A 20,724-nucleotide genomic window follows, 5' to 3' on the forward strand; every position below is an offset into this window, starting at 1 on the left:
CTAAACAGCAAGGTTTGCTAGTTAGTTATCAGAGCGGGGCATTAGCTCAGTTGGTAGAGCAGTTGACTTTTAATCAATTGGTCGATGGTTCAAATCCATCATGCCCCACCATTCTTTATATACTTAAGAATGGCTGGAATCGGCGGATTTACGTAAGCTTAATTAAATTAAGTGCATAGAGCGGGGCATTAGCTCAGTTGGTAGAGCAGTTGACTTTTAATCAATTGGTCGATGGTTCAAATCCATCATGCCCCACCNTAGCTCAGTTGGTAGAGCAGTTGACTTTTAATCAATTGGTCGATGGTTCAAATCCATCATGCCCCACCATTCTATGAGCAGTGAAAGTAAAGTATTAGTCGGCGGATTTACGCAATCAACTAACTAGCAGCCTTGCTAATTAGTTATCAAAGGGGGGCATTAGCTCAGTTGGTAGAGCAGTTGACTTTTAATCAATTGGTCGATGGTTCAAATCCATCATGCCCCACCATTTTTAGACAATCCCTTCTTAATAGCGTCTTTTTAAAACTTCAACTTTTTATTTATAAACACCTTGAGCAGATAGCTGTTATTTAGCTTTATATTCTCGTATAATTCATCGTAATTAATGCAATATAGATGAAGTGGTCGAGAACATGAGTCTAGCTCAAACTATTATGCCTGAAGGCTATATTTTCCCTCCTAAGCCAGCACCGTTAACACAAAACGAACAAGGCGAATACAAAGCACGTATAAAGCAACTACTGCAAGAAAAAAATGCCGTATTAGTTGCCCATTACTATACTGATCCTGAAATACAAGCACTAGCCGAAGAAACCGGCGGCTGCGTTGCCGACTCGCTAGAAATGGCGCGTTTTGGTACACGCCACGATGCCGACATGATCATTGTAGCGGGTGTGCGTTTTATGGGTGAAACCGCAAAAATATTAACGCCTAACAAAACCGTGGTTATGCCAACGCTCGAAGCAACTTGTTCGTTAGACATAGGTTGCCCGGTAGATGAATTCTCAGCGTTTTGCGATCAGCACCCCGACCGCACAGTAGTAGTGTATGCAAATACTTCTACCGCAGTAAAAGCGCGTGCAGATTGGATTGTAACCTCATCGTGTGCACTGGAAATTGTTGAGCACTTAGACGAACTAGGTGAAAAAATAATTTGGGGCCCAGACAAGCACCTAGGTAGCTATATTCAAAAGAATACCGGCGCTGATATGATCATGTGGAATGGTGCATGTATCGTTCATGACGAGTTTAAAACTAAAGCTCTAAAAGACATGAAAGCGCTGCACCCAGATGCGGGCGTACTCGTACACCCAGAGTCGCCAGAGGAAATTGTTGCCCTTGCTGATGCAGTTGGTTCAACCAGCCAGTTAATAAAAGCAGCGCAAACAATGAGCAACAAAAAGTTTATTGTAGCAACTGACCGCGGTATTTTTTATAAAATGCAGCAACTATGCCCAGACAAAGAATTCTTCGCTGCTCCAACAGCCGGTGAAGGCGCTTCATGTAAAACATGTGCGCATTGCCCTTGGATGGCAATGAACGGCTTAAAAGCGATTGAAGAAGCTCTGATAGACCCCAAAGGTAAAGAAGTGTTTGTTGACATGGACTTACGCGAAGGCGCACTTAAATCACTTAACCGCATGCTTGATTTTACCGCCACAATGGCAAAGTAAAATTAACGAATATAAAAACGCACGTTAAGTTAACGCTTAAAAAACGGTTATGCCACCCGCATAGCCGTTTTTTGTGCACAGCATAAAAAATATGAATGATAAGTGAGCAGTTAAAAGCTCAAAACTAAAAATGCCTTGCACCTATGGCGGCTATTTCATACTATAGCGCGCCTGTTGCACTACCTAGTATGTAGCAACGCCGTGGAGGGATGGCTGAGTGGCTGAAGGCGCACGCCTGGAAAGTGTGTTTAGGTTAATCCCTAACGAGGGTTCGAATCCCTCTCCCTCCACCATTATTCAATATCAGGACGTCTCATGACGTCCTTTTTTGTGCCTGCAACAAAGTAAAATCAATGACTTAGTGTTTCACTTCGTCCCATGCTGTTTCACCCAAGCTAAGGTTTTTAGTATACCTGATAGTATACCCAGAGAAATGATCCACGCTCAGGTATACCAAAAAAAGAATTAATACAGCACACAGGCTTGGCTTAGAGTTGCAATAATAATTTATTTTGATACTTTGTAAGTAGGAATCTTCAGCTAAGGAAAAGCATGAGCCTGCAACTAAGCTACGACGTCGTTCAACGTTTTTATTTCATAGAACTTATTATTTTTTGGGAAGGGCGGCTGACCACTAATCACCTGCAACAGCATTTTAATATTAGTCGTTCAAGTGCATCTAAATATATTCAAGATTACCTTCAATGTTACCCTCATTCATTAGTTTATAACGCTTCCAAAAAAGGGTATGAGCAAACCGCGAAGTTTACACCCACTCAGGGGTTAAGTGACTTAGGCAGCTATTTAAATATCACAGCACAAAGTATGCAAAGCCACGCATTAAACCATTTTACCAGCATGGCATCGCCACTCGTGCCAGTGCAGCCCAGCAAAGTAATGGGAATTTTACAGGCGCTAAAGTATAAACAACGCATTGATGTAGGGTATGTGTCGTTATCGAGCCCCGAGTTTGAGTCGCGCATAATTAGCCCGCATAACCTTGTTTTTGACGGCAGCCGCTGGCATGTGCGCGCCTATTGTGAAAAAAATCGCGACTTTCGCGATTTTGTATTAACCCGTTTTAATGGCGATTGTGAGATTGAAGGCGATGCATTATTTGCTCAACATCACGACACATTATGGCAAACAGTACTCAATGTGAGTATAGAGCCCGACCCACGGTTAACTCCAAATAAAGCGCATATTATTGCTCTCGATCACCAAATGACTTTACAACCTAATGGACTCTATAAACGTACCTTGCAAGTACGTGCCGCCTTATTACTTTATCTTTTAAAACAACTACGTGTAGATAGTTATCAAGCAAACCCAGCTGCGCAACAAATAATATTAAGTCCAGATTGCTTAGCCGAATTAAACCCATATATGCCATAACTTTAAAGGACAAACTAACGGTTTAAGTTATTAAAAAACCTGCCTAAAAATACGACAGGTGATAAACGTACAGTGTTGCTCAAAAACTTAGCAAGCAGTAGGGTAAACAAAAATAAATAACAAAGAAGGGAAACATGGACGACTTTAGCCCCAGCGATTTAAAAGCCATCTTGCACTCTAAACGTGCCAATATGTTTTACCTAGAGTATTGCCGCGTGATGCAAAAAGATGGTCGAGTTTTGTATCTTACAGAGGCGATCTCTAATAAAAGCAAAGAAAACCAATACTTTAATATCCCTATTGCTAATACAACAGTTCTAATGTTGGGTAATGGCACATCTATAACCCAAGCCGCCATGCGTATGCTTGCTCAAGCGGGAGTGTTAGTCGGTTTTTGTGGTGGTGGAGCTACACCGCTATATATGGCCTGTGAAGTAGAATGGTTAACCCCACAAAGTGAATACCGACCAACCGAATATTTACATGGCTGGCTACAATTTTGGTTTGTAGACAAAAATCGTTTACTAGCAGCAAAAACAATACAACAAGCACGTATTAGCTACTTACAAAAAGTGTGGAGTAAAGATCGCGACTTAAAAAATGAAGGCTTTGATTTTAATAGCGAGCAAATACAAAAAGCATTAACTACCTTTGAAGCTCGAACAGCCGCGGCCACTAAACAATCAGAGCTACTACTTACCGAAGCTCAATTAACCAAATTACTTTATAAATACGCCTCAAATAACACTGGGGCAACAGCATTTAAACGCCAACATCAAAGTACTGATAAAGCCAACGACTTTTTGAATCACGGTAATTACTTAGCCTACGGACTAGCCGCTAGTTGTTTATGGGTGTTGGGTATTCCGCACGGTTTTGCTGTAATGCACGGGAAAACGCGTCGCGGGGCTTTAGTGTTCGACGTAGCCGACTTAATAAAAGATGCGCTGGTATTGCCTTGGGCATTTATATGCGCCAAAGAAAACGCCACCGAGCAAGAATTTCGGCAACAAGTATTACAAGCTTTTACCGATCATAAAGCTCTAGATTTCATGTTTGAGACTGTAAAACAGGTCGCGTTACAAGATTACAGCGCAGAACAAATAGCAGAGCAGCAACTATGATGGTCACATTTGTTTCGCAATGCGAAAAGAATGCCTTAAAGAAGACGCGCCGAGTACTCGACGCTTTCGCTAACCGTATAGGCGACAACACCTGGCAAACCTTGATCACCGAAGATGGCTTGCTCACGGTTAAAAAAATGCTACGTAAAACTGCCAGCCGAAGCACCGCAGTCAGTTGTCATTGGATCAGAAGCCGCTCACGCAGCCAACTATTGTGGGTAGTTGGAAGTAGAGCCAAATTTAATGAACAGGGCGTCGTGCCTGTGAATACTACAGAAAAAGAGGTTTTTATGGACGTCATTACCGACAAACCAAAAACAGGTGTACTCTACGCTAATACAAAATTACAGCCCTTATCAGAACACTTATTTGCAGTTGGATACTTTGCTGAGCAATTACATAAAAAGTTATTTCCAGAAGGTACACAATTTTCAATCGTAAATTTTATCGCTGGTTGTCTACATGATTTAGGCAAAATAGACCCTGCATTTCAAAAGTGGGTCACTAACCCCAAAAAGAAAAACTTTATTGTAGAGGATGGACAACACATCGATGATGCAAAATTTAGTTTTGAAAAGCACCCCAGGCATAATGAAGTATCGCTATTGCTTTATCACTTTTTAGATAGCGCAGAATTGAAAACAATCAACCCAAGTAATAAAGAATCTATAAAACATGCTATCTATTGGCATCATGCTAAACCATACCGCAAAGATAAAAACAGTTTTACGACCTATAAAGACATTGGTAAAAAGCTAATAGCTAACCAAAAAGGTGTTTTACTGCATGATATTTTAGGCCAAGCATATGTCTTACTAAACCAAGTGGTGGGGATTGACAAAAAGTATCGCTCAGCAACAAGCTCATTTTTGAGCAAAACTGTTAATAATGAAGCTGTTGCAGAACAAGAATTTATCATTTCAAGTTCATTACATACACCAAGTTATAAAGAATATGAGCTAGAAGAGTCTGTTTCAGCAAATTGCAGTAACGTAAAAATAAACGCGTTAAATAATATTGTACGAGCATGCGTTATCACTGCCGACAGAATCATTTCAGCCTTGAGCGCGGGAGAATTGCATGAAGCTATAGTGAAGCGTACCCTTGATAAAAAAGTGAGTGAGCTACTAGAAGTTGAATCTACTCTTACTTCAAACATTGAAGCTTGCCTTAGTGCGTTTTATCCCAACAGTGAGCGCAGTATTAAACAAAGCGATATTGCTAAGCGGCTAACCAACGCTGTGGATGTCGCAGTATTAGCAGGTGCCGCAGGTTGTGGTAAGACCAAAATAGCGTTGGAGTGGGCAAAGCTACAAGGCGCAAAACGCATTATTTGGGTCTGCCCACGAGTACAAGTCTGCCAAGGCTTGTTTTATGAATTAACCTCACAACAATATCTACCTAATAGTACGATTGAAATAAACACCGGCGAGTTTAAATTTCACAACCAATGGGATAATCAGATTCCAGAAGGTGAAAACTTTTCTGGTGATGTTGTGATTACCACGATAGATCAAATTTTGGGTTCCGTGATCAGCCACACAAATGCCAATACACTCATCGATTTTTTAAATAATCATGTTGTTTTTGATGAATTCCATGAGTATGTAAACATGCCAGCGTTTAACTTGCTTTTTGCGGAGTTGATCGCGGCTAAAAAAATCAAAGAACAGCAAGCTAATACTCTGTTGGTGTCAGCAACCCCACATTATGTATGTGTTGAAGAGTTACTTGGGATTCATCCCGATGACATCATAGAAATGCCATCGTTTAACCAAAGTCAGTACCAACTCGATTTTAAAATTTTTGATGATACCAAGCTTGATAATACTAACCCATTATTTACCCCGCAAAGTGACAGCACTTTTGTTATTAGCAACATGGCACTCACCGCACAGAATGGTTTTATCACCAATCAACATAATGAAAATGCGGTATTACTGCATTCTAAATTTATCAAAAGTGACAAGCAAAGATGGTTCGCTGAAGTCTTTGAATCATATAAGCGAGGCGGCACACGCAAATTTGAAGTGCTACGAAGCGGCCCTATTGTCCAAGCATCACTGAATATCAGTTGTGATTATATGGTCGCAGAAATAACCAATGCTGAAGATTGTCTTCAACGTTTAGGGCGACTAGATCGATTTGGCGAAAACGAAAAGATCAATATTTACACCTTAGCAGTGCCAGAATCCATCGCAGCACCAAAAGGCAATAGTCCAGCATCACGTTTTTTATCTAAATTATACGTCCTTAAATCTGTGCGTGAATGGTATCAGTTTTTATTAAACTCATTAGAGGGGAAGCCTTTCAATTTACCTGAAATTTATGCGCTTTATAAAGACTTTCACCATTTAGAAAATACAAAACAATATATCAAAAGTGATTTAGTGGCTGCACTCAAAGCAAGTGTTACAAAAATCAATGCAAAGGTGATTGACCCTATTGTTGTGCCACCTAAAAAGAGCAAAGAGAAGAAACGCAGTAAAATCAGCAAAGGATCATTACGCGGAGATAACCGTTTCGTGCAAATGGCAGTAGTTGACCTCAGCCAATCAGAGTATCAATACCTTGAACAATATGCTTACACAATACCGCTCGATGATGTCAGCGATATTGATAACTTGACCTATTCCACTAATGCAATTCGAGGCTTTGAGCAAAGCGATAAAGACTTGCTTTCGCACATGTTCAAAAAACACCACAACATTATGGGGGGCACCAAGTCATATAACGATAATGCGTTATTAAATGAAGCCCGTGATCCAGAATCACCCATTTATTTAAGTTATACCACCAACGATTTGCTAACGGTTGGTGGTGAAAGTGCACGTCATCCACATGCTATTTATTATGCCGTCTGTGATAAACAACCTATAGGCGCAATGTCAATTAAACAAATTAATCAAACAACAGAAGATGAGGAATAAATCATGGAAAAAGTAACAGGTATTAAAAGCGTTGATTTCAAAATTAAAGCGCTAGGCCATGGAGTTGTTAATTGGAATGGACCAACTACATTAACAGGCGATAGTGGAAAAACCGTTGATAATCATACAATGCCAAAATTAAGAGGTTATTCAAATTTAACTGGTAAAATAAAAGACGAAACTGGTTATAAATATAAAAAAGAGGCGACCGATATCGATTTTAAAAAAACGCCTTTATATATTAGCCAAAATTGTATTCGTCATCATTTGTTCAAAGAACAATCATTCGATCTGCATTTTGCCGGAGAGAGAAACTTAGAAAAAGTACTTGCTTCTATTACAGGATTGATTCGAGGTTATGTTGTACCTTCAAGCCAATGTAAGAGAACCAGCCCATTATTAATCGAAGACTTCGTAGACCAGCTAGGAAATGGTAATTTTGAGCAGTTTGGGCAGGCAGGTGAACGCGATAGTTCATCATTTTTTTCTAAAACCACTTTTGGCGATACTGAATATTTGTCATATGGCTCAATCAGTGTGGAGCAATTACAGTTTATTTCGCTAGATAAAAAGTTTGATCGCGCTAGTATGATAATAAAAGAGGGTCAAGGCGAAGAAGTTGCAGCGACCGTGCGATGTTTTATCAAAGAATTAAACCCATCATTGAATCCTATCGCGACTTTTCATAGTAATTACGTCCGTAAAGGTACTATTTTCGAAGAAGGTGAGTGCGGAATTTTACTAAACGACGATGCGATACAGGCAATTATTGAATATACATTATCCCGCATTACTGATTTAAGTATTCGCCAAGCCAAAGGGTATATGTATGTTGATGAAATCACAGTCGATTATAACGATAGCCATAAAATGATGCGTATTAAGCGTGATGAATCCGAAATTGTTACCGAGCCACAATCGCAATATGCCCAATATTTTTACGCAAAATAGGTGGTAATATGAAAATAACAATTGATTATGATTCTTGCTGGCGTAACTCTTTTTTAGGTGGCTCTAATAATGAGCCACTGCCTAAAAAAGGGAGAGAGTTTTTAGGCTCGATGACTAACCTTAAAAAACAGGGAAACTTTAAAGTTTGTGAAAATACATTAGATACCGTAATGGGTTTATTAAATCGATTAATTGGCGATCAACGAAAACTGTATCAAGCACGCAGCAAGGCGTATGAAGGTTCTTATTATTTTGAAGATATAGAAAGTAAAATCTCTTTTGTAGATAGGCCTCAATTCACAAATGAAATGACGTTTATCCGCAATATGAACGGCAGTACAGATCAAAATTCATTTACTGGAATGATTAAGGTGACAGATCCAGTTTTTACGTCTGAGTATTCTTCTCTATTTTGGAGTGTACTAGGTGTAGACCTTTCAACACTATGCAGCTTTATAGTTGATGACGTTAAAGTTGAAGAAAACATACAACTTGATCCGCTTAGTATTATTAGTCGCCTAGAATTCTTGAATAAGGAGAAACCTCAGGAAAATGTAGGTGGGGTTGAAAAGACTGTTGATTTTCTTAGAACGGTTTTTCCTGACACAGAGTACTTTACTAAAAAAGGGCAAGTAATGACGCTCAGTCTCTATTGTTCTGCGCTGTATTTACAATTAGCGCGATTAGAAGAGAAATATGATATGTCTTCTGCAAAAACTAAAGCGGGTGGGATTAGTGGTATCTCAAAACGAGGTTTTACTAAAAAAGACTTCATGGATCGTTATACAACAGGGCCAAAAAAAACCATTTGGGGCAATCCTTTTATTAAAAAGGAAAAAATAAAAGGGCAGGGGGAGGTAACCTCCATGATGACTAAAGCCAGTGGCCAACTTGAAATTATTATTGACGTTGATCGCGAGAAAGGACTCGAAATTAAAAAACTTATTGAAAGTGCCGGGGTATCGAGTTTTTACTTAGGTAAAAAGGGCCTTGCCTATGTTTCAAATATTCGAGTTTAGGAGGGAGTATGGATTCTTACATTGAACTACGTCTAAAACCTGATGCTGAAATGAGTGAAGCGGAACTTAGCAGTAAGGTTTTCACCAAATTTCATAAAGCGTTAGTAAAGCTAAACACGAATCAAATTGGTGTTAGTTTTCCGCAAGTGCATTTAAAACTTGGCAGGGTATTTCGTATTCACGGTGAAGTAAGTTTGCTTAATGACTTTCAAGGTTTAAATTGGCTAGGGCCATTAAGTGGTTATTGTCAACAAAGTGATATTTTACCTGTGCCAGAAAATACTCAATACCGTGTTGTTGCAGAAAGAAGAAGTAATTTGAGTAAGGCAAAACTAAGGCGCTTAATTGCCAGGGGTAATATCGATAAAGAAGGTGAAAAGCGATACAAGGTGAAAATGTTAAGTCAAGGTTTTGATAATCCTTACTTAGATTTGTTTAGTAGCTCAACAGAGCAAGTGCATCGCAAATTCTTTGAGTTTAGTGATGACAAAGCTGAACCTATTGATGGTACGTTTGATTCTTATGGGTTAAGTAAAACAGCTACCGTACCTTGGTTTTAACCCTTTACTTTTGCTCTTTAAAAATATGATATAAAAACAGCAGGTTACAGCAGGTTGTTATTTAGATGGTTAAACTATCATTTTTAATTTAACTACCTGTTGTAACTTATTTTTATGTTGATATTCTATTGTTCACTGCCGCACAGGCAGCTTAGAAAGCAAAGATAGTGAGCGAATCGCTGTGGTGGTAGTTCACTGCCGCACAGGCAGCTTAGAAAACTTGGTCGAGTCGCCCACGCAGTTCATAAGCGTTCACTGCCGCACAGGCAGCTTAGAAATGCATACAGCGCTTTGCTTTAGCTTCAAACTGGTTCACTGCCGCACAGGCAGCTTAGAAATAATACATCTTGCTGCATTGGCACAACTTCATGTTCACTGCCGCACAGGCAGCTTAGAAATAACCGGCCTAGCTGTTACCGACTACCCAGCAGTTCACTGCCGCACAGGCAGCTTAGAAATTACAGTATTGATGAGTATGTGAGCACGCTAAGTTCACTGCCGCACAGGCAGCTTAGAAATGCAATTGCCTTGGCGATTGGTAGCGTTGCTGGTTCACTGCCGCACAGGCAGCTTAGAAATGTGAACTTCGAGAACTTGATTTATTCATTTAGTTCACTGCCGCACAGGCAGCTTAGAAAGTACTCGTTAACACCGTCCGAAATTTTTGCAAGTTCACTGCCGCACAGGCAGCTTAGAAATTCTGTTTCGCTATCAATTCGCAAACGCATATGTTCACTGCCGCACAGGCAGCTTAGAAATCCCACATGCGCCACATCAATCATTTTAGTAAGTTCACTGCCGCACAGGCAGCTTAGAAAAAACGCCATAATCACCTGCTTTTGAGGAAACCGTTCACTGCCGCACAGGCAGCTTAGAAAGTTAACCATTACAGAGTTGCAGCGCGCAAAGCGTTCACTGCCGCACAGGCAGCTTAGAAATTGAATAGTCATGAACTGTGCTAACATAGATCGTTCACTGCCGCACAGGCAGCTTAGAAACTGGGCTAAACCGCTTAACAGCACTGGCTATCGTTCACTGCCGCACAGGTAGCTTAGAAATCGCGCCCTTTAACTCGCTGGCCGTCAAACGCGTTCACTGCCGCACAGGCAGCTTAGAAACAGCATTTATGGCCGCGCAACAAGTGCACATAGTTCACTGCCGCACAGGCAGCTTAGAAATTTTGCTGCTGAGCACGTAAGAAGTCTGACTTGTTCACTGCCGCACAGGCAGCTTAGAAATGTTTTGTCATTGCCCGGAAGTTATTCGGGGTGTTCACTGCCGCACAGGCAGCTTAGAAAATGTTAAAAACCGATGGGGGCGCGGGCGCATTGTTCACTGCCGCACAGGCAGCTTAGAAATATCAAACAACTTTGTATGAGATTGGAGAGCTGTTCACTGCCGCACAGGCAGCTTAGAAATCGCTGCTTTTTGTAGCTGCCTTTTACGGTAGGTTCACTGCCGCACAGGCAGCTTAGAAAAGAATCAGACGAACGCGACTTTTTAATGTTGTGTTCACTGCCGCACAGGCAGCTTAGAAAGCTTATGTGATATTGAACGCGAAACGTTTTAGGTTCACTGCCGCACAGGCAGCTTAGAAATTTGTTATTTGGCGACGAGCTAGGCGCAGTAAGTTCACTGCCGCACAGGCAGCTTAGAAAACATACGAAAACGCTGAGCCTATGGCGTTAACGTTCACTGCCGCACAGGCAGCTTAGAAAAAATTAAGAAAGCTGCTAGATAAAAATCAAACGTTCACTGCCGCACAGGCAGCTTAGAAAGTTATCACCCTGCATAACTGAGCCGATATTTTGTTCACTGCCGCACAGGCAGCTTAGAAAGCAATTAAGCGGCTGTGTTTTAACTACCTGTCGTTCACTGCCGCACAGGCAGCTTAGAAAACTATCAAGGCGATAGACAAACCCATCTTCACGTTCACTGCCGCACAGGCAGCTTAGAAATTACCGAGCATTTCCCACTCTTGATCGTTAAAGTTCACTGCCGCACAGGCAGCTTAGAAATCTCATACATGGAATACAATTGCCCGTTGTTAGTTCACTGCCGCACAGGCAGCTTAGAAATGACTAACTACTACAGAACAGTGGTGTCAGGTGTTCACTGCCGCACAGGCAGCTTAGAAAGCTTGTAACTTCACGACCATAATAAATATTTTGTTCACTGCCGCACAGGCAGCTTAGAAAACCGTCTAACAAGTGGTGTGCTTCGTCTAGCAGTTCACTGCCGCACAGGCAGCTTAGAAATTCTAGCGCTTTGAGCTGCATTTTGATAAGACGTTCACTGCCGCACAGGCAGCTTAGAAATGATAAAAAGATGTAATCCCCAGCGACAAATTGTTCACTGCCGCACAGGCAGCTTAGAAATTTATCTTCAATGATATAAGTGTATCTATACCGTTCACTGCCGCACAGGCAGCTTAGAAATTGAAGTTGATTATGTGCAAATTACCGAGCCGGTTCACTGCCGCACAGGCAGCTTAGAAATAAGCGCCAATATATCATCTAGCGCCTGATTCGTTCACTGCCGCACAGGCAGCTTAGAAAATTTGATTGGCGCACAATCGGGCGACTAGTCAGTTCACTGCCGCACAGGCAGCTTAGATGATAAGTGACTGAAACGAAGTTTCGCAGCACGAAGAAGTGAGGTCATGGATGACCGATGTAACCCAGCTCCAGGGATGGATTAAAGACTCAGAAGTTAGTGTAACCACAAGTTCACTGCCGCACAGGCAGCTTAGATGATAAGTGACTGAAACGAAGTTTCGCAGCACGAAGAAGTGAGGTCATGGATGACCGATGTAACCCAGCTCCAGGGATGGATTAAAGACTCAGAAGTTAGTGTAACCACAAGTTCACTGCCGCACAGGCAGTTTAGGTGATAAGTGACCGAAATGACTTTCGTTTATGAATATGCAGCGCGAAGAAGTGAGGTCATGGCTGAACGCTGTAACCCAGGTTATAAGTCAACTAAATACCCAGCAGCTAGTTGTAAGTCAAATTTTTTGGCAATATTAAAAAGCCAGTGGGTTAATCCAACTGGCTTTTTGGTTTTATTATCTAACCGTGGTTAATACTATTAACGGCGTACGTCTTTTGGTGCGCCGCCTTCAGGCCAGTCGTTTGCTTTAGCGGCAAATGCTGGGCGTGCTAGGTGGCTAAAGTAAAATGCAATATCAACGGCTTCTTGGTCAGTTAAAATACCTTCTTGGCCAAGTGGCATGTTGCCTTTTATAAATGCAGCGGCGGTATAAGTACGTGCCATACCTGCGCCGTCGTTAAATGAGTTACCGCCTGCTACTGCCGGGAACATGTAAGTGCCGTTAGGGTATAAGCCTTTGGCGTCCATTTGATGGCAGCTTGCACAGTGCTGCGCATACAGTGTTTTACCATTTTCTGCGTTTGGCTCTAGGTCTTTGTTAATTGCTATAAAACCATTATTACTTTTTAAGTCATCTTTTGTTTTTATGTCTTGCGATAAAAAGTTCATATAGCTGACCATAGCTTGCATTTGTGTAGAGTCGGTTATTAATGGTTGGCCGTTCATTGAGCGTTGAAAACAGCCATTAATACGATCTTCAATAGTGTTTATTTTAGCATTACGGCTACGAAACTTAGGATAAACCACGTTCATACCTACATAAGGGGCTGCGTTAGCTACGCGGCCTTCGTTTAGGTGGCAAGAACTACAGTTTAGTTTGTTATTAACGTTTTCGGGTAATTGGCGGTAGGTATCGATAACTAATAAACGCCCGTAACGAATTAAATCAGATTCAGGGCTATTATCTAAATCGTTAATGTTTGGCGTTGATAAGGTGTTTGGGTGGCTTGCTGATAGGTTAGTAATTACTGGCGCATTGCTTAGCGCTTTTTGTATATCTGATTGTGGTTCGGCCGTTGCTTTTGTAGTAATGCTAGTTGCATTTTGGCTGGTTGCTTTTTCAACAGCAGTGGTTTTAGCGGTTGTTTGTTTAGCTGGTTCAGGTACTGGCTCAGAGCAAGCAAATAGCGCTAAGATAGCGCTTAAAATAGTAATGTGACGGAGTGTAAACATAATTTGACCCTAGGGTATAAAAGTGTGTGGATTATACGCCTGAAAAACCATTTTCCTATTGCTTTAAATCGGTTTGCCGACGTTATTTGGCTAAAAGTTAGCGATTAAAAAAACCATAATTTATTGTATTTAAAAATATAGTTAATAATTATTTAAAATGTATATTTTATTTTAATATTTAGGGCGTGTTGGTCATTAATAGTTACAATATTATGCTATTTAGCGGGCGATTTAATTGGACGGAAATTTATAGCTTAGTAATATAAAGCGAGGATTTAATAAGGGCCGCAATTGTAAAGGGGCTGTATAAAACAGTAAAACCATTATTTGAGCATGGCTTTACTGTTTTGAGGGAAAGTGCTTAATACTTTTTCTTTGGCATTTTTAATTGTGTATCAAACTCATCCGGAAACAGTATAGTGCCGTCGTCGTCTTCGGTTGGAAAAACGGCAATAAGTAAGTCGTCGTCTTCTAAGCCGGGTGTCCAGCGGTTTATCCAATCTTGTGTGGGAATAGCTTTAGACGTACAACCTTCCCATTCGCCAGTGGCCCATGCTTGTGCAAACTCGCGAGTTGGCCATACGGGTACGCAGTCGTCATCTTCGTTGGTGAGCATAACGCAGCCATCGTCATCGTTTAAAATCCATACTTGTTTAAATTGCTGTGTGGTTTCAAACATAAAAGCGAGTCGTTTTTTGGCACCAAGGCCTAAAATTACGTCGTGTTGTTCTGTGTTATTTGCTGTTGTCATAATTTGCTTACTCTAAGTTTATGGCTTGGTATTAAGTGTAAGTATATCGAGTTATATGACAGTGTGGTGAAAAGTTATTATTTAATTTACCCTATATAGATCTAATTTACGGCTCTGTAAGTATAAGTTTTATTATTAATTTGAGCGTTCATTCAAAAATACCCTTGAATGTTTACCAAATGGCCGCATTTACACACCATACTTGCTATATAGGTTGAGCATTTAGTGCTTAGCCATTCCCACACAAAGGATCCACAATGTCGATTGATTTACTTGCCCCGTATAAATTAAACAGCACAATTGAGCTTAAAAACCGCGTATTAATGGCGCCGTTAACGCGCAGTATGGCTGATGATAACCTAGTGCCAACTCAAGCTATGGTTGACTACTACGCACGTCGTGCAGATACAGGGTTAATTATTAGCGAAGCGACAATTATTCGCCCAGACGCGCAAGGCTATCCTAATACGCCGGGTTTATTTACTAGTGAGCAAATTCAGGGCTGGAAAAAAGTAACCGACGCAGTACATACCAATGGGGGCAAAATATTTGCCCAGCTTTGGCATGTTGGCCGTGTTGCTCACCCACACTTTTTTGATGGCGATGTACTTGCGCCATCAGCAATTGGTGTAGAAGGGACAGTTCCGCGCATGCGTGAGCTTACTTACATTACGCCAAAAGCGGCAACCACAGATGATATTAAAAGCTTAGTAGCCGATTACGCAAAAGCAGCTGAAAACGCAATAGAAGCAGGCTTCGACGGCATAGAAATTCACGGTGCTAACGGTTATTTAATTGATCAGTTTTTACATTATGCAGCAAATGAGCGCAATGATGAATACGGCCAAACGCCTGAGAACATGGCGCGTTTTGCGCTTGAAGTAACCGACGCAGTTATTGCTGTCGTTGGAAACGAACGTACCGCTATTCGTGTAACGCCGGGTGCTTATTTTAATATGACCGAGGATAGCCGCGACAAAGCCGTATTTGATTATTTGTTAGCTGAATTAGACACAAAAGATCTTGCTTACTTACATGGTGGAATTTTTGACGACAGCATGCGTTTTGACTCGCTTGAAGGCAAAAACACCTCTGAGTTTTTACGCGCAGGCTACAAAGGTACGTTAGTAGGTGTGGGTAGCTATAGTTTTGAGACAGCAAAAGAGGCGATTAACGACGCTAAGTTTGACTTAATTGCCATTGGTCGCCCACTTATTGCAAACCCAGACTACATAAGCAAAATTAGTAATAATCAACCGCTGGTAGAATACAATGCCGATATGCTTAGCGAGCTGGTGTAACTATTAGTTTTATAATTATTTAAAACGATTTTTAAGACAACCCATAAGCTTACTTTTGGGTTGTCTTTTTTTGTACATATTCCTGCCATAAATTTCCCATATTTGTTTAATTTTTATGTAAATAAAGTTCATCCCCGTTGTCATATTTAAAACTCATACTGCTCCCGTTTTCATAATAATTAATTTTTAATAATTAAAACTAAACGGGACAACAATGTACGCTTTAAAAAACAAATCGCTTTTGAGCATGGCTATAGCCATGGCTGTATCAACATCTGTTTATGCAAACGACAAAACTATAGAAGAAATAACCGTAGTCGCTAAGCCTACCAGCTACGCTAACAACGTTATTGAGCCTGCAATGCTTGAGCAACAAAGTTCGGTAGCAAGTATATTGTCGGTGATTGATAATTTACCGGGTATTAGCATAAACGAAGGTGATGCATTTGGTGGTGACGACTGGTCTACCACAATTACAATGCGTGGTTTTAGTATTGACGGTAACCAACAGCAATTAGGGATGACAGTAGATGGCATACCCAATGGTGGCTCTAATTACGGTGGCGGCGCTAAAGCAAACCGTTACCTAGACAGCGAAAACCTGGCTACAGTTGAAGTCGGCCAAGGTACGTCTGATATTAAATCGGCATCGCTGGAAGCGCTAGGCGGTACATTTAATTTTGTAAGTAAAGACCCCAGCCTCGAAAAGGGCACTACGTTTGCCTATACATCGGGCAGCCACGACGCCTCGCGTTATTATATTAAGCACGAAACAGGCACTGTTTTTGATAATACCCAAGCATACGTAAGCTACTCGCAAACCGACACCAGCCGTTGGATTGGCTCGGGAAGTAATGGCGGTAAAGACAATCAACATGCTGAGCTTAAGTTTGTATCTAATTTTAACGATTTAACCCTAACCGGACGTTTATCTTACGACGATGTAAGCGAAACTAACTACAACAGCGTGAGTATTGAACAATTTGAGCAAACACCTAATTGGGATCAATTAACGTGGAACTGGACAGGGGTTCCGCATTTTGATCAAATGTTTGCCGAAGGTTGGGGGACGCTACGTGAAAATACCTTAGGTTATTTAAAGTTTGAATATGCAATTTCGCCCACATCACTATTAACGATCAGCCCTTATTATCATAAAAACTCGGGGCGTGGTGACTGGATCCCACCATATTTAACAACCCCAGTTGATGAAAACGGCGAGCCAACAACACAAGGCGGTACTAATGCTGGCTCTTATGGCTTTGCTGATAGCGAGGGTAACCCGCTTGCACCTAACTCAGGTTGTACAGCAAGCTTAAGTTGGCCGTGGGAGTCGGGGCCTGGTTTAAATCCGGCGTGTTACGACGATACAGCAACGCCCGTTATGTCTTATCGTCATACCCATTACAAAAAAGATCGTTTAGGCGTAACTGCTAACTACCAAGCAACGTTTGGTGATCACGATATTGAGGCTGGTTTTTGGTATGAGCAAAGCGAGCGAGAAGAGTCGCGTGATTGGCACAAAGTAATTGATGCGCGTATTTTTCATCATTTTGAAAACACCCCTTACTGGACTCAGTACAAAAATACCTTTGATACAGATACGTTCAAATGGTACATCCAAGACTCTATTAACTTAGGTGATTTAACCTTAAATATTGGCGCTAAACAGTATTTAGTTGAGTTACAAAAGTACGACCACTTTGCTAACGAAAGCTCAGATAAAGTAGACAGCGACTCTGATGTTTTATTTAGTGGTGGTGCGCTGTACCAGTTAAATAACGATACCGAACTATTTGCAAGTTACAGCGAAAACTTTGCTGCAATTAAAGACGGGGTGCTAGAGCGCGACAGTTCAACACTGACTGAAATAGAGCCAGAAACAGCAAAAAACATTGATTTTGGTGTACGCTACCAAGCCGATAGATTAACGCTAAGCGCAACGGCCTACAGCGTTAAGTTTGATAACCGTATTACCTTTATTGCACCTGGCAGTGATTCAGGCGGAATTGACTACACTATTGGCACTAATGGTTCATACATAAATGTAGGGGGCATCGATTCTAAGGGGTTAGAGCTCTCTGCAAGCTATATGCTCACACCAAGCTGGAGTGTTTATTCGTCGTATACCAATAGCAGCTCTGAATATTCGTCTGATGATCCAAATGCATATGACTCACAAGGCGTATTACTACAAGATAAAGATGGCAACACTGCAGCGCCAAGCTTTAAAAAAGGCGATAGCTTAATAGATACATCGGAAGATTTATTGGTTGTATCTACCGATTACTTTAGTGACGGCTTTCGTGTTGGTTTGTCGGCTAAATACACAGGTGAGCGTTTAGGTGCATGGCAAGACGAAGGCACGCGAGCACGCAATAAAGTAGACGGCTACACGGTACTCGACTTTAATGCCGGTTACTCAACCGATGTAGACGCAGGGCCATTTAAAGCCATTGATCTCTCGTTTGTTGTTTATAACATAACCGATAAAAGCTACTTAGCAGGTGGCACAGGTAATGGGACTACTTACTTTATTGGTGCGCCTCGTACTGCTGCGGTTACCTTTACTGCAGATTTTTAAGTCGTAATATAAATTATTTTAAGCCCATTACTAATGGGCTTTTTGTTATAAAAATAGGCCGATAACAATATGAAAACGATTTTAAAAGTAAGTGCATTTAGTTTAATTGCCCTAGCAAGCGACTTTGCAGCGGCAGTACAAAATACGACACAAAATGTCGTGTTGGTAACGCTTGACGGTGTGCGCTGGCAAGAGGTGTTTAGTGGTGCAGATAAAAACCTTATTAATAATTCCGATTTTGTTAAAAAACCAGAGCAGCTAAATACAGAGTTTTGGCATAACAGCCCTGCAAAACGCCAACAACTGCTGATGCCGTTTATTACCCAGATTGTGGCTAAGCAAGGGATAATAATGGGTAATAGAGAGCAAGGCTCTAATATGTCGGTAAGTAACCCGTGGTATTTTTCGTATCCCGGTTATAACGAAATACTTAGCGGTGAGGTAGATGAAGGTATTAATAGTAACAATAAAATTCCTAACCCAAATCACACTATATTAGAGCGTTTGGAGCGCCAACCCGCATTTAAAAATAACACCGCTTTATTTGGTAGCTGGGATGTATTTCCTTCAATACTTAATACAGAGCGCAGTAAGGTATATGTTAACGCCGGATTTATGCCAATTGAGGAGGATTTATTTGAAAATGCGCCACTTTTAAATGCCATGCAAAATGAAATTCCGAGCCCTTGGAGTAATGTACGATTAGACAGTTTTACCTATCGGTTTGCTAAGGCGTATATGTTAGCTAAAAAGCCAAAATTATTAGTAATAAGTTTAGGGGAGACCGATGACTTTGCCCACGATGGTGACTATCACGCGTATTTAAAATCGGCAAAACAAAGTGATGCCTTTATAGCTGATTTATGGAATACCATTCAAGCAACACCTGGGTATAAAAATAACACCACCCTAATCATTACCACAGATCATGGCCGTGGTAGTAACGCAAGCGACTGGCAACATCACAGTTCAAAACGCGCCTTAGCAGCACTGCATTTAGGCGAAAATAAGTTTCCCGAGGGAATTGTAGGCTCCGAACATATTTGGCTTGCCGCTATTGGCCCTGCCATAAAAGGCCAAGGCTTAGTTAAAACAGCTACTGAGCTTAAACAAACGCAAATTGCCGCAACAGTGTTAAAGGCGCTTGGGCAAAACCCAAAGCAAATAAATGCCAATATGGCACCGGCTATTAATGAGATTTTAAAATGAAAATAATAGCCGCGGTAGTATTAACCAACTTACTTGTTAGCTTTAGTGCTTTGAGTGCTCCCTCTAAAATATTATTTGGCTCGTGCGGGCATCAAGATAAAAGCATTCCTATATTCGATGCCATAAACAAAGAGCAGAGCGATTTATTTATATTTTTAGGCGACAATATTTATGGCGATACCAATAATATGAGCGTACTTGCCGATAAATATCAGCGCTTAGGGGCAAAGCCCGGTTTTAAAACACTAAAAGCGCAAACGCCTATTATAGCTATGTGGGATGACCACGATTATGGCCAAAACGATGCCGGTAAAGAGTATCCGCATAAAGAAGAGTCGCGGCAAATTATGCTCGATTTTTGGCAAGAACCTGCAAACTCACCACGACGCACTCGCCCCGATGGTATTTATACCTCGTATACGTATGGTGAAGGTGAGCAAACTGTGCAGGTGATTATGCCAGATTTGCGCTGGAACCGAGATGCGTTAAACGCAGTAAGTAAGTTGGAGTACGACACTAAGCGCAAACTAAATAATCAAGGCCCGTATAGCCCAAGTCATGTTAAAGGCGCGTCAATGCTTGGTGAGGCGCAGTGGCAATGGCTTGAACAAGAGCTTAAAAAGCCCGCGGCTATAAAGCTAATTGCCTCAAGCTTACAGCTACTTCCCGATTTTACAGGGTGGGAGTCGTGGGCTAATTTCCCCGACGATCGAAAGCGTTTATTTACACTGATCAAAAAGCATAAAGTAAACGGCGTAGTTATTATTAGCGGCGATACCCACTGGGGCGAAATTTCACAGTATAAGCACAACCTTGACTACCCACTAATAGAAATGACCAGTTCTGGCCTAACCGAAAAATGGAAAAATGTAAGCCCTAACACACACCGAATAGGGGACTTTACCCACCAGGTTAATTACGGCGATTTAAGCATAGACTGGCAACAAGCCGACCCGTCAATTTTATTACAGCTCAAAGATATTGATGGTAAAGCAATAATGCAAAGTCAGTTTAAACTCTCAAGCATTAGCCCTTATTAATAATTGCCCTTATAAAACGCACAGTAGATAGCATCACTACTGTGCGTATAAAATTTAACTAACCCGCTGATTTATTTAAGCCAATTTGCGCTAATCGCTACCCCTGTAATTGAAAATATCTT

Annotated in this window: 14 protein-coding genes, 4 tRNA genes and 1 CRISPR repeat array; of the genes, 16 read left to right on the top strand and 2 right to left on the bottom strand. The window is 41.2% G+C overall.

Annotation, left to right across the window (positions count from 1 at the left end; all coding sequences use genetic code 11):
* Positions 1-35: 35 nt before the first annotated feature.
* From I6E78_RS11060 to I6E78_RS11115, 12 genes are all read left to right on the top strand, one after another.
* Positions 36-111, top strand: a tRNA-Lys gene (locus I6E78_RS11060).
* Positions 112-182: 71 nt separating this feature from the next.
* Positions 183-255, top strand: a tRNA-Lys gene (locus I6E78_RS11065).
* A gap of 156 nt (positions 256-411) precedes the next feature.
* Positions 412-487, top strand: a tRNA-Lys gene (locus tag I6E78_RS11070).
* A gap of 145 nt (positions 488-632) precedes the next feature.
* Positions 633-1,673 carry a quinolinate synthase NadA gene (gene nadA / locus I6E78_RS11075; protein WP_058373665.1) on the top strand — a complete coding sequence of 347 codons (1,041 nt, stop codon included), beginning with the start codon at positions 633-635 and terminating at the stop codon, positions 1,671-1,673.
* 203 nt (positions 1,674-1,876) lie between these two features.
* Positions 1,877-1,966: transfer RNA gene (locus I6E78_RS11080), tRNA-Ser, on the top strand.
* Between the two features lie 259 nt (positions 1,967-2,225).
* Positions 2,226-3,068: a WYL domain-containing protein gene (locus I6E78_RS11085; protein WP_197182504.1), complete on the top strand. Its 843-nt coding sequence runs from the start codon at positions 2,226-2,228 to the stop codon at positions 3,066-3,068.
* A gap of 134 nt (positions 3,069-3,202) precedes the next feature.
* Positions 3,203-4,192 (top strand): type I-F CRISPR-associated endonuclease Cas1f, encoded by a 990-nt coding sequence (gene cas1f / locus I6E78_RS11090; protein WP_197182505.1) that lies wholly within the window; start codon positions 3,203-3,205, stop codon positions 4,190-4,192.
* A complete protein-coding gene (locus I6E78_RS11095; RefSeq protein ID WP_197182506.1) occupies positions 4,189-7,122 on the top strand; it encodes a CRISPR-associated endonuclease Cas3'' in 2,934 nt (977 codons plus the stop codon). Before cas1f ends, I6E78_RS11095 begins: the two co-directional genes overlap by 4 nt.
* Before the next feature lie 3 nt (positions 7,123-7,125).
* Entirely contained in the window at positions 7,126-8,073 is a 948-nt protein-coding gene (gene cas7fv, locus I6E78_RS11100; RefSeq protein WP_197182507.1) for a type I-Fv CRISPR-associated protein Cas7fv, read from the top strand.
* A gap of 8 nt (positions 8,074-8,081) precedes the next feature.
* The gene (gene cas5fv / locus I6E78_RS11105; RefSeq protein ID WP_197182508.1) at positions 8,082-9,092 is read left to right on the top strand and encodes a type I-Fv CRISPR-associated protein Cas5fv; all 1,011 of its coding nucleotides are present in this window, start codon (positions 8,082-8,084) and stop codon (positions 9,090-9,092) included.
* Between the two features lie 8 nt (positions 9,093-9,100).
* Positions 9,101-9,652: a type I-F CRISPR-associated endoribonuclease Cas6/Csy4 gene (cas6f, locus tag I6E78_RS11110; protein WP_197182509.1), complete on the top strand. Its 552-nt coding sequence runs from the start codon at positions 9,101-9,103 to the stop codon at positions 9,650-9,652.
* Positions 9,653-9,782: 130 nt separating this feature from the next.
* A CRISPR array of direct repeats spans positions 9,783-12,270; the repeat unit is 28 nt; unit sequence GTTCACTGCCGCACAGGCAGCTTAGAAA.
* Between the two features lie 278 nt (positions 12,271-12,548).
* Complete coding sequence (locus tag I6E78_RS11115; protein ID WP_197182510.1) at positions 12,549-12,737, top strand: hypothetical protein; 189 nt, start codon at positions 12,549-12,551, stop codon at positions 12,735-12,737.
* 5 nt (positions 12,738-12,742) lie between these two features.
* On the opposite strand, the gene I6E78_RS11120 is transcribed toward I6E78_RS11115, so the two are convergent.
* Positions 12,743-13,717, bottom strand: coding sequence for a c-type cytochrome (locus I6E78_RS11120; RefSeq protein ID WP_231617987.1), 975 nt, complete (start codon positions 13,715-13,717; stop codon positions 12,743-12,745).
* A gap of 361 nt (positions 13,718-14,078) precedes the next feature.
* A complete protein-coding gene (locus I6E78_RS11125; RefSeq protein ID WP_197182511.1) occupies positions 14,079-14,468 on the bottom strand; it encodes a DUF2750 domain-containing protein in 390 nt (129 codons plus the stop codon).
* A gap of 257 nt (positions 14,469-14,725) precedes the next feature.
* Between I6E78_RS11125 and I6E78_RS11130 the strand changes: the two genes are divergently transcribed.
* From I6E78_RS11130 to I6E78_RS11145, 4 genes are all read left to right on the top strand, one after another.
* On the top strand, positions 14,726-15,769 hold the full coding sequence (locus I6E78_RS11130; protein ID WP_011328537.1) for an alkene reductase: 1,044 nt from the start codon (positions 14,726-14,728) through the stop codon (positions 15,767-15,769).
* A 214-nt stretch (positions 15,770-15,983) separates the two neighbouring features.
* Positions 15,984-18,353 (top strand): TonB-dependent receptor domain-containing protein, encoded by a 2,370-nt coding sequence (locus tag I6E78_RS11135; RefSeq protein WP_197182512.1) that lies wholly within the window; start codon positions 15,984-15,986, stop codon positions 18,351-18,353.
* A gap of 69 nt (positions 18,354-18,422) precedes the next feature.
* Entirely contained in the window at positions 18,423-19,562 is a 1,140-nt protein-coding gene (locus I6E78_RS11140; protein WP_197182513.1) for an alkaline phosphatase family protein, read from the top strand.
* Positions 19,559-20,602: an alkaline phosphatase D family protein gene (locus I6E78_RS11145; protein WP_197182514.1), complete on the top strand. Its 1,044-nt coding sequence runs from the start codon at positions 19,559-19,561 to the stop codon at positions 20,600-20,602. Before I6E78_RS11140 ends, I6E78_RS11145 begins: the two co-directional genes overlap by 4 nt.
* Positions 20,603-20,724: the final 122 nt, after the last annotated feature.

This window comes from Pseudoalteromonas sp. NZS127 (assembly GCF_015864805.1).
Classification (GTDB): Bacteria; Pseudomonadota; Gammaproteobacteria; order Enterobacterales; family Alteromonadaceae; genus Pseudoalteromonas; species Pseudoalteromonas nigrifaciens.

Excerpts from the sequence above, each read along its gene's own strand:
- nadA (WP_058373665.1), top strand. The coding sequence starts at position 633 with ATGAGTCTAGCTCAAACTATTATGCCTGAAGGCTATATTTTCCCTCCT.
- I6E78_RS11085 (WP_197182504.1), top strand. The coding sequence starts at position 2,226 with ATGAGCCTGCAACTAAGCTACGACGTCGTTCAACGTTTTTATTTCATA.
- cas1f (WP_197182505.1), top strand. The coding sequence starts at position 3,203 with ATGGACGACTTTAGCCCCAGCGATTTAAAAGCCATCTTGCACTCTAAA.
- I6E78_RS11095 (WP_197182506.1), top strand. The coding sequence starts at position 4,189 with ATGATGGTCACATTTGTTTCGCAATGCGAAAAGAATGCCTTAAAGAAG.
- cas7fv (WP_197182507.1), top strand. The coding sequence starts at position 7,126 with ATGGAAAAAGTAACAGGTATTAAAAGCGTTGATTTCAAAATTAAAGCG.
- cas5fv (WP_197182508.1), top strand. The coding sequence starts at position 8,082 with ATGAAAATAACAATTGATTATGATTCTTGCTGGCGTAACTCTTTTTTA.
- cas6f (WP_197182509.1), top strand. The coding sequence starts at position 9,101 with ATGGATTCTTACATTGAACTACGTCTAAAACCTGATGCTGAAATGAGT.
- I6E78_RS11120 (WP_231617987.1), bottom strand. The coding sequence starts at position 13,717 with ATGTTTACACTCCGTCACATTACTATTTTAAGCGCTATCTTAGCGCTA.
- I6E78_RS11125 (WP_197182511.1), bottom strand. The coding sequence starts at position 14,468 with ATGACAACAGCAAATAACACAGAACAACACGACGTAATTTTAGGCCTT.
- I6E78_RS11130 (WP_011328537.1), top strand. The coding sequence starts at position 14,726 with ATGTCGATTGATTTACTTGCCCCGTATAAATTAAACAGCACAATTGAG.
- I6E78_RS11135 (WP_197182512.1), top strand. The coding sequence starts at position 15,984 with ATGTACGCTTTAAAAAACAAATCGCTTTTGAGCATGGCTATAGCCATG.
- I6E78_RS11140 (WP_197182513.1), top strand. The coding sequence starts at position 18,423 with ATGAAAACGATTTTAAAAGTAAGTGCATTTAGTTTAATTGCCCTAGCA.
- I6E78_RS11145 (WP_197182514.1), top strand. The coding sequence starts at position 19,559 with ATGAAAATAATAGCCGCGGTAGTATTAACCAACTTACTTGTTAGCTTT.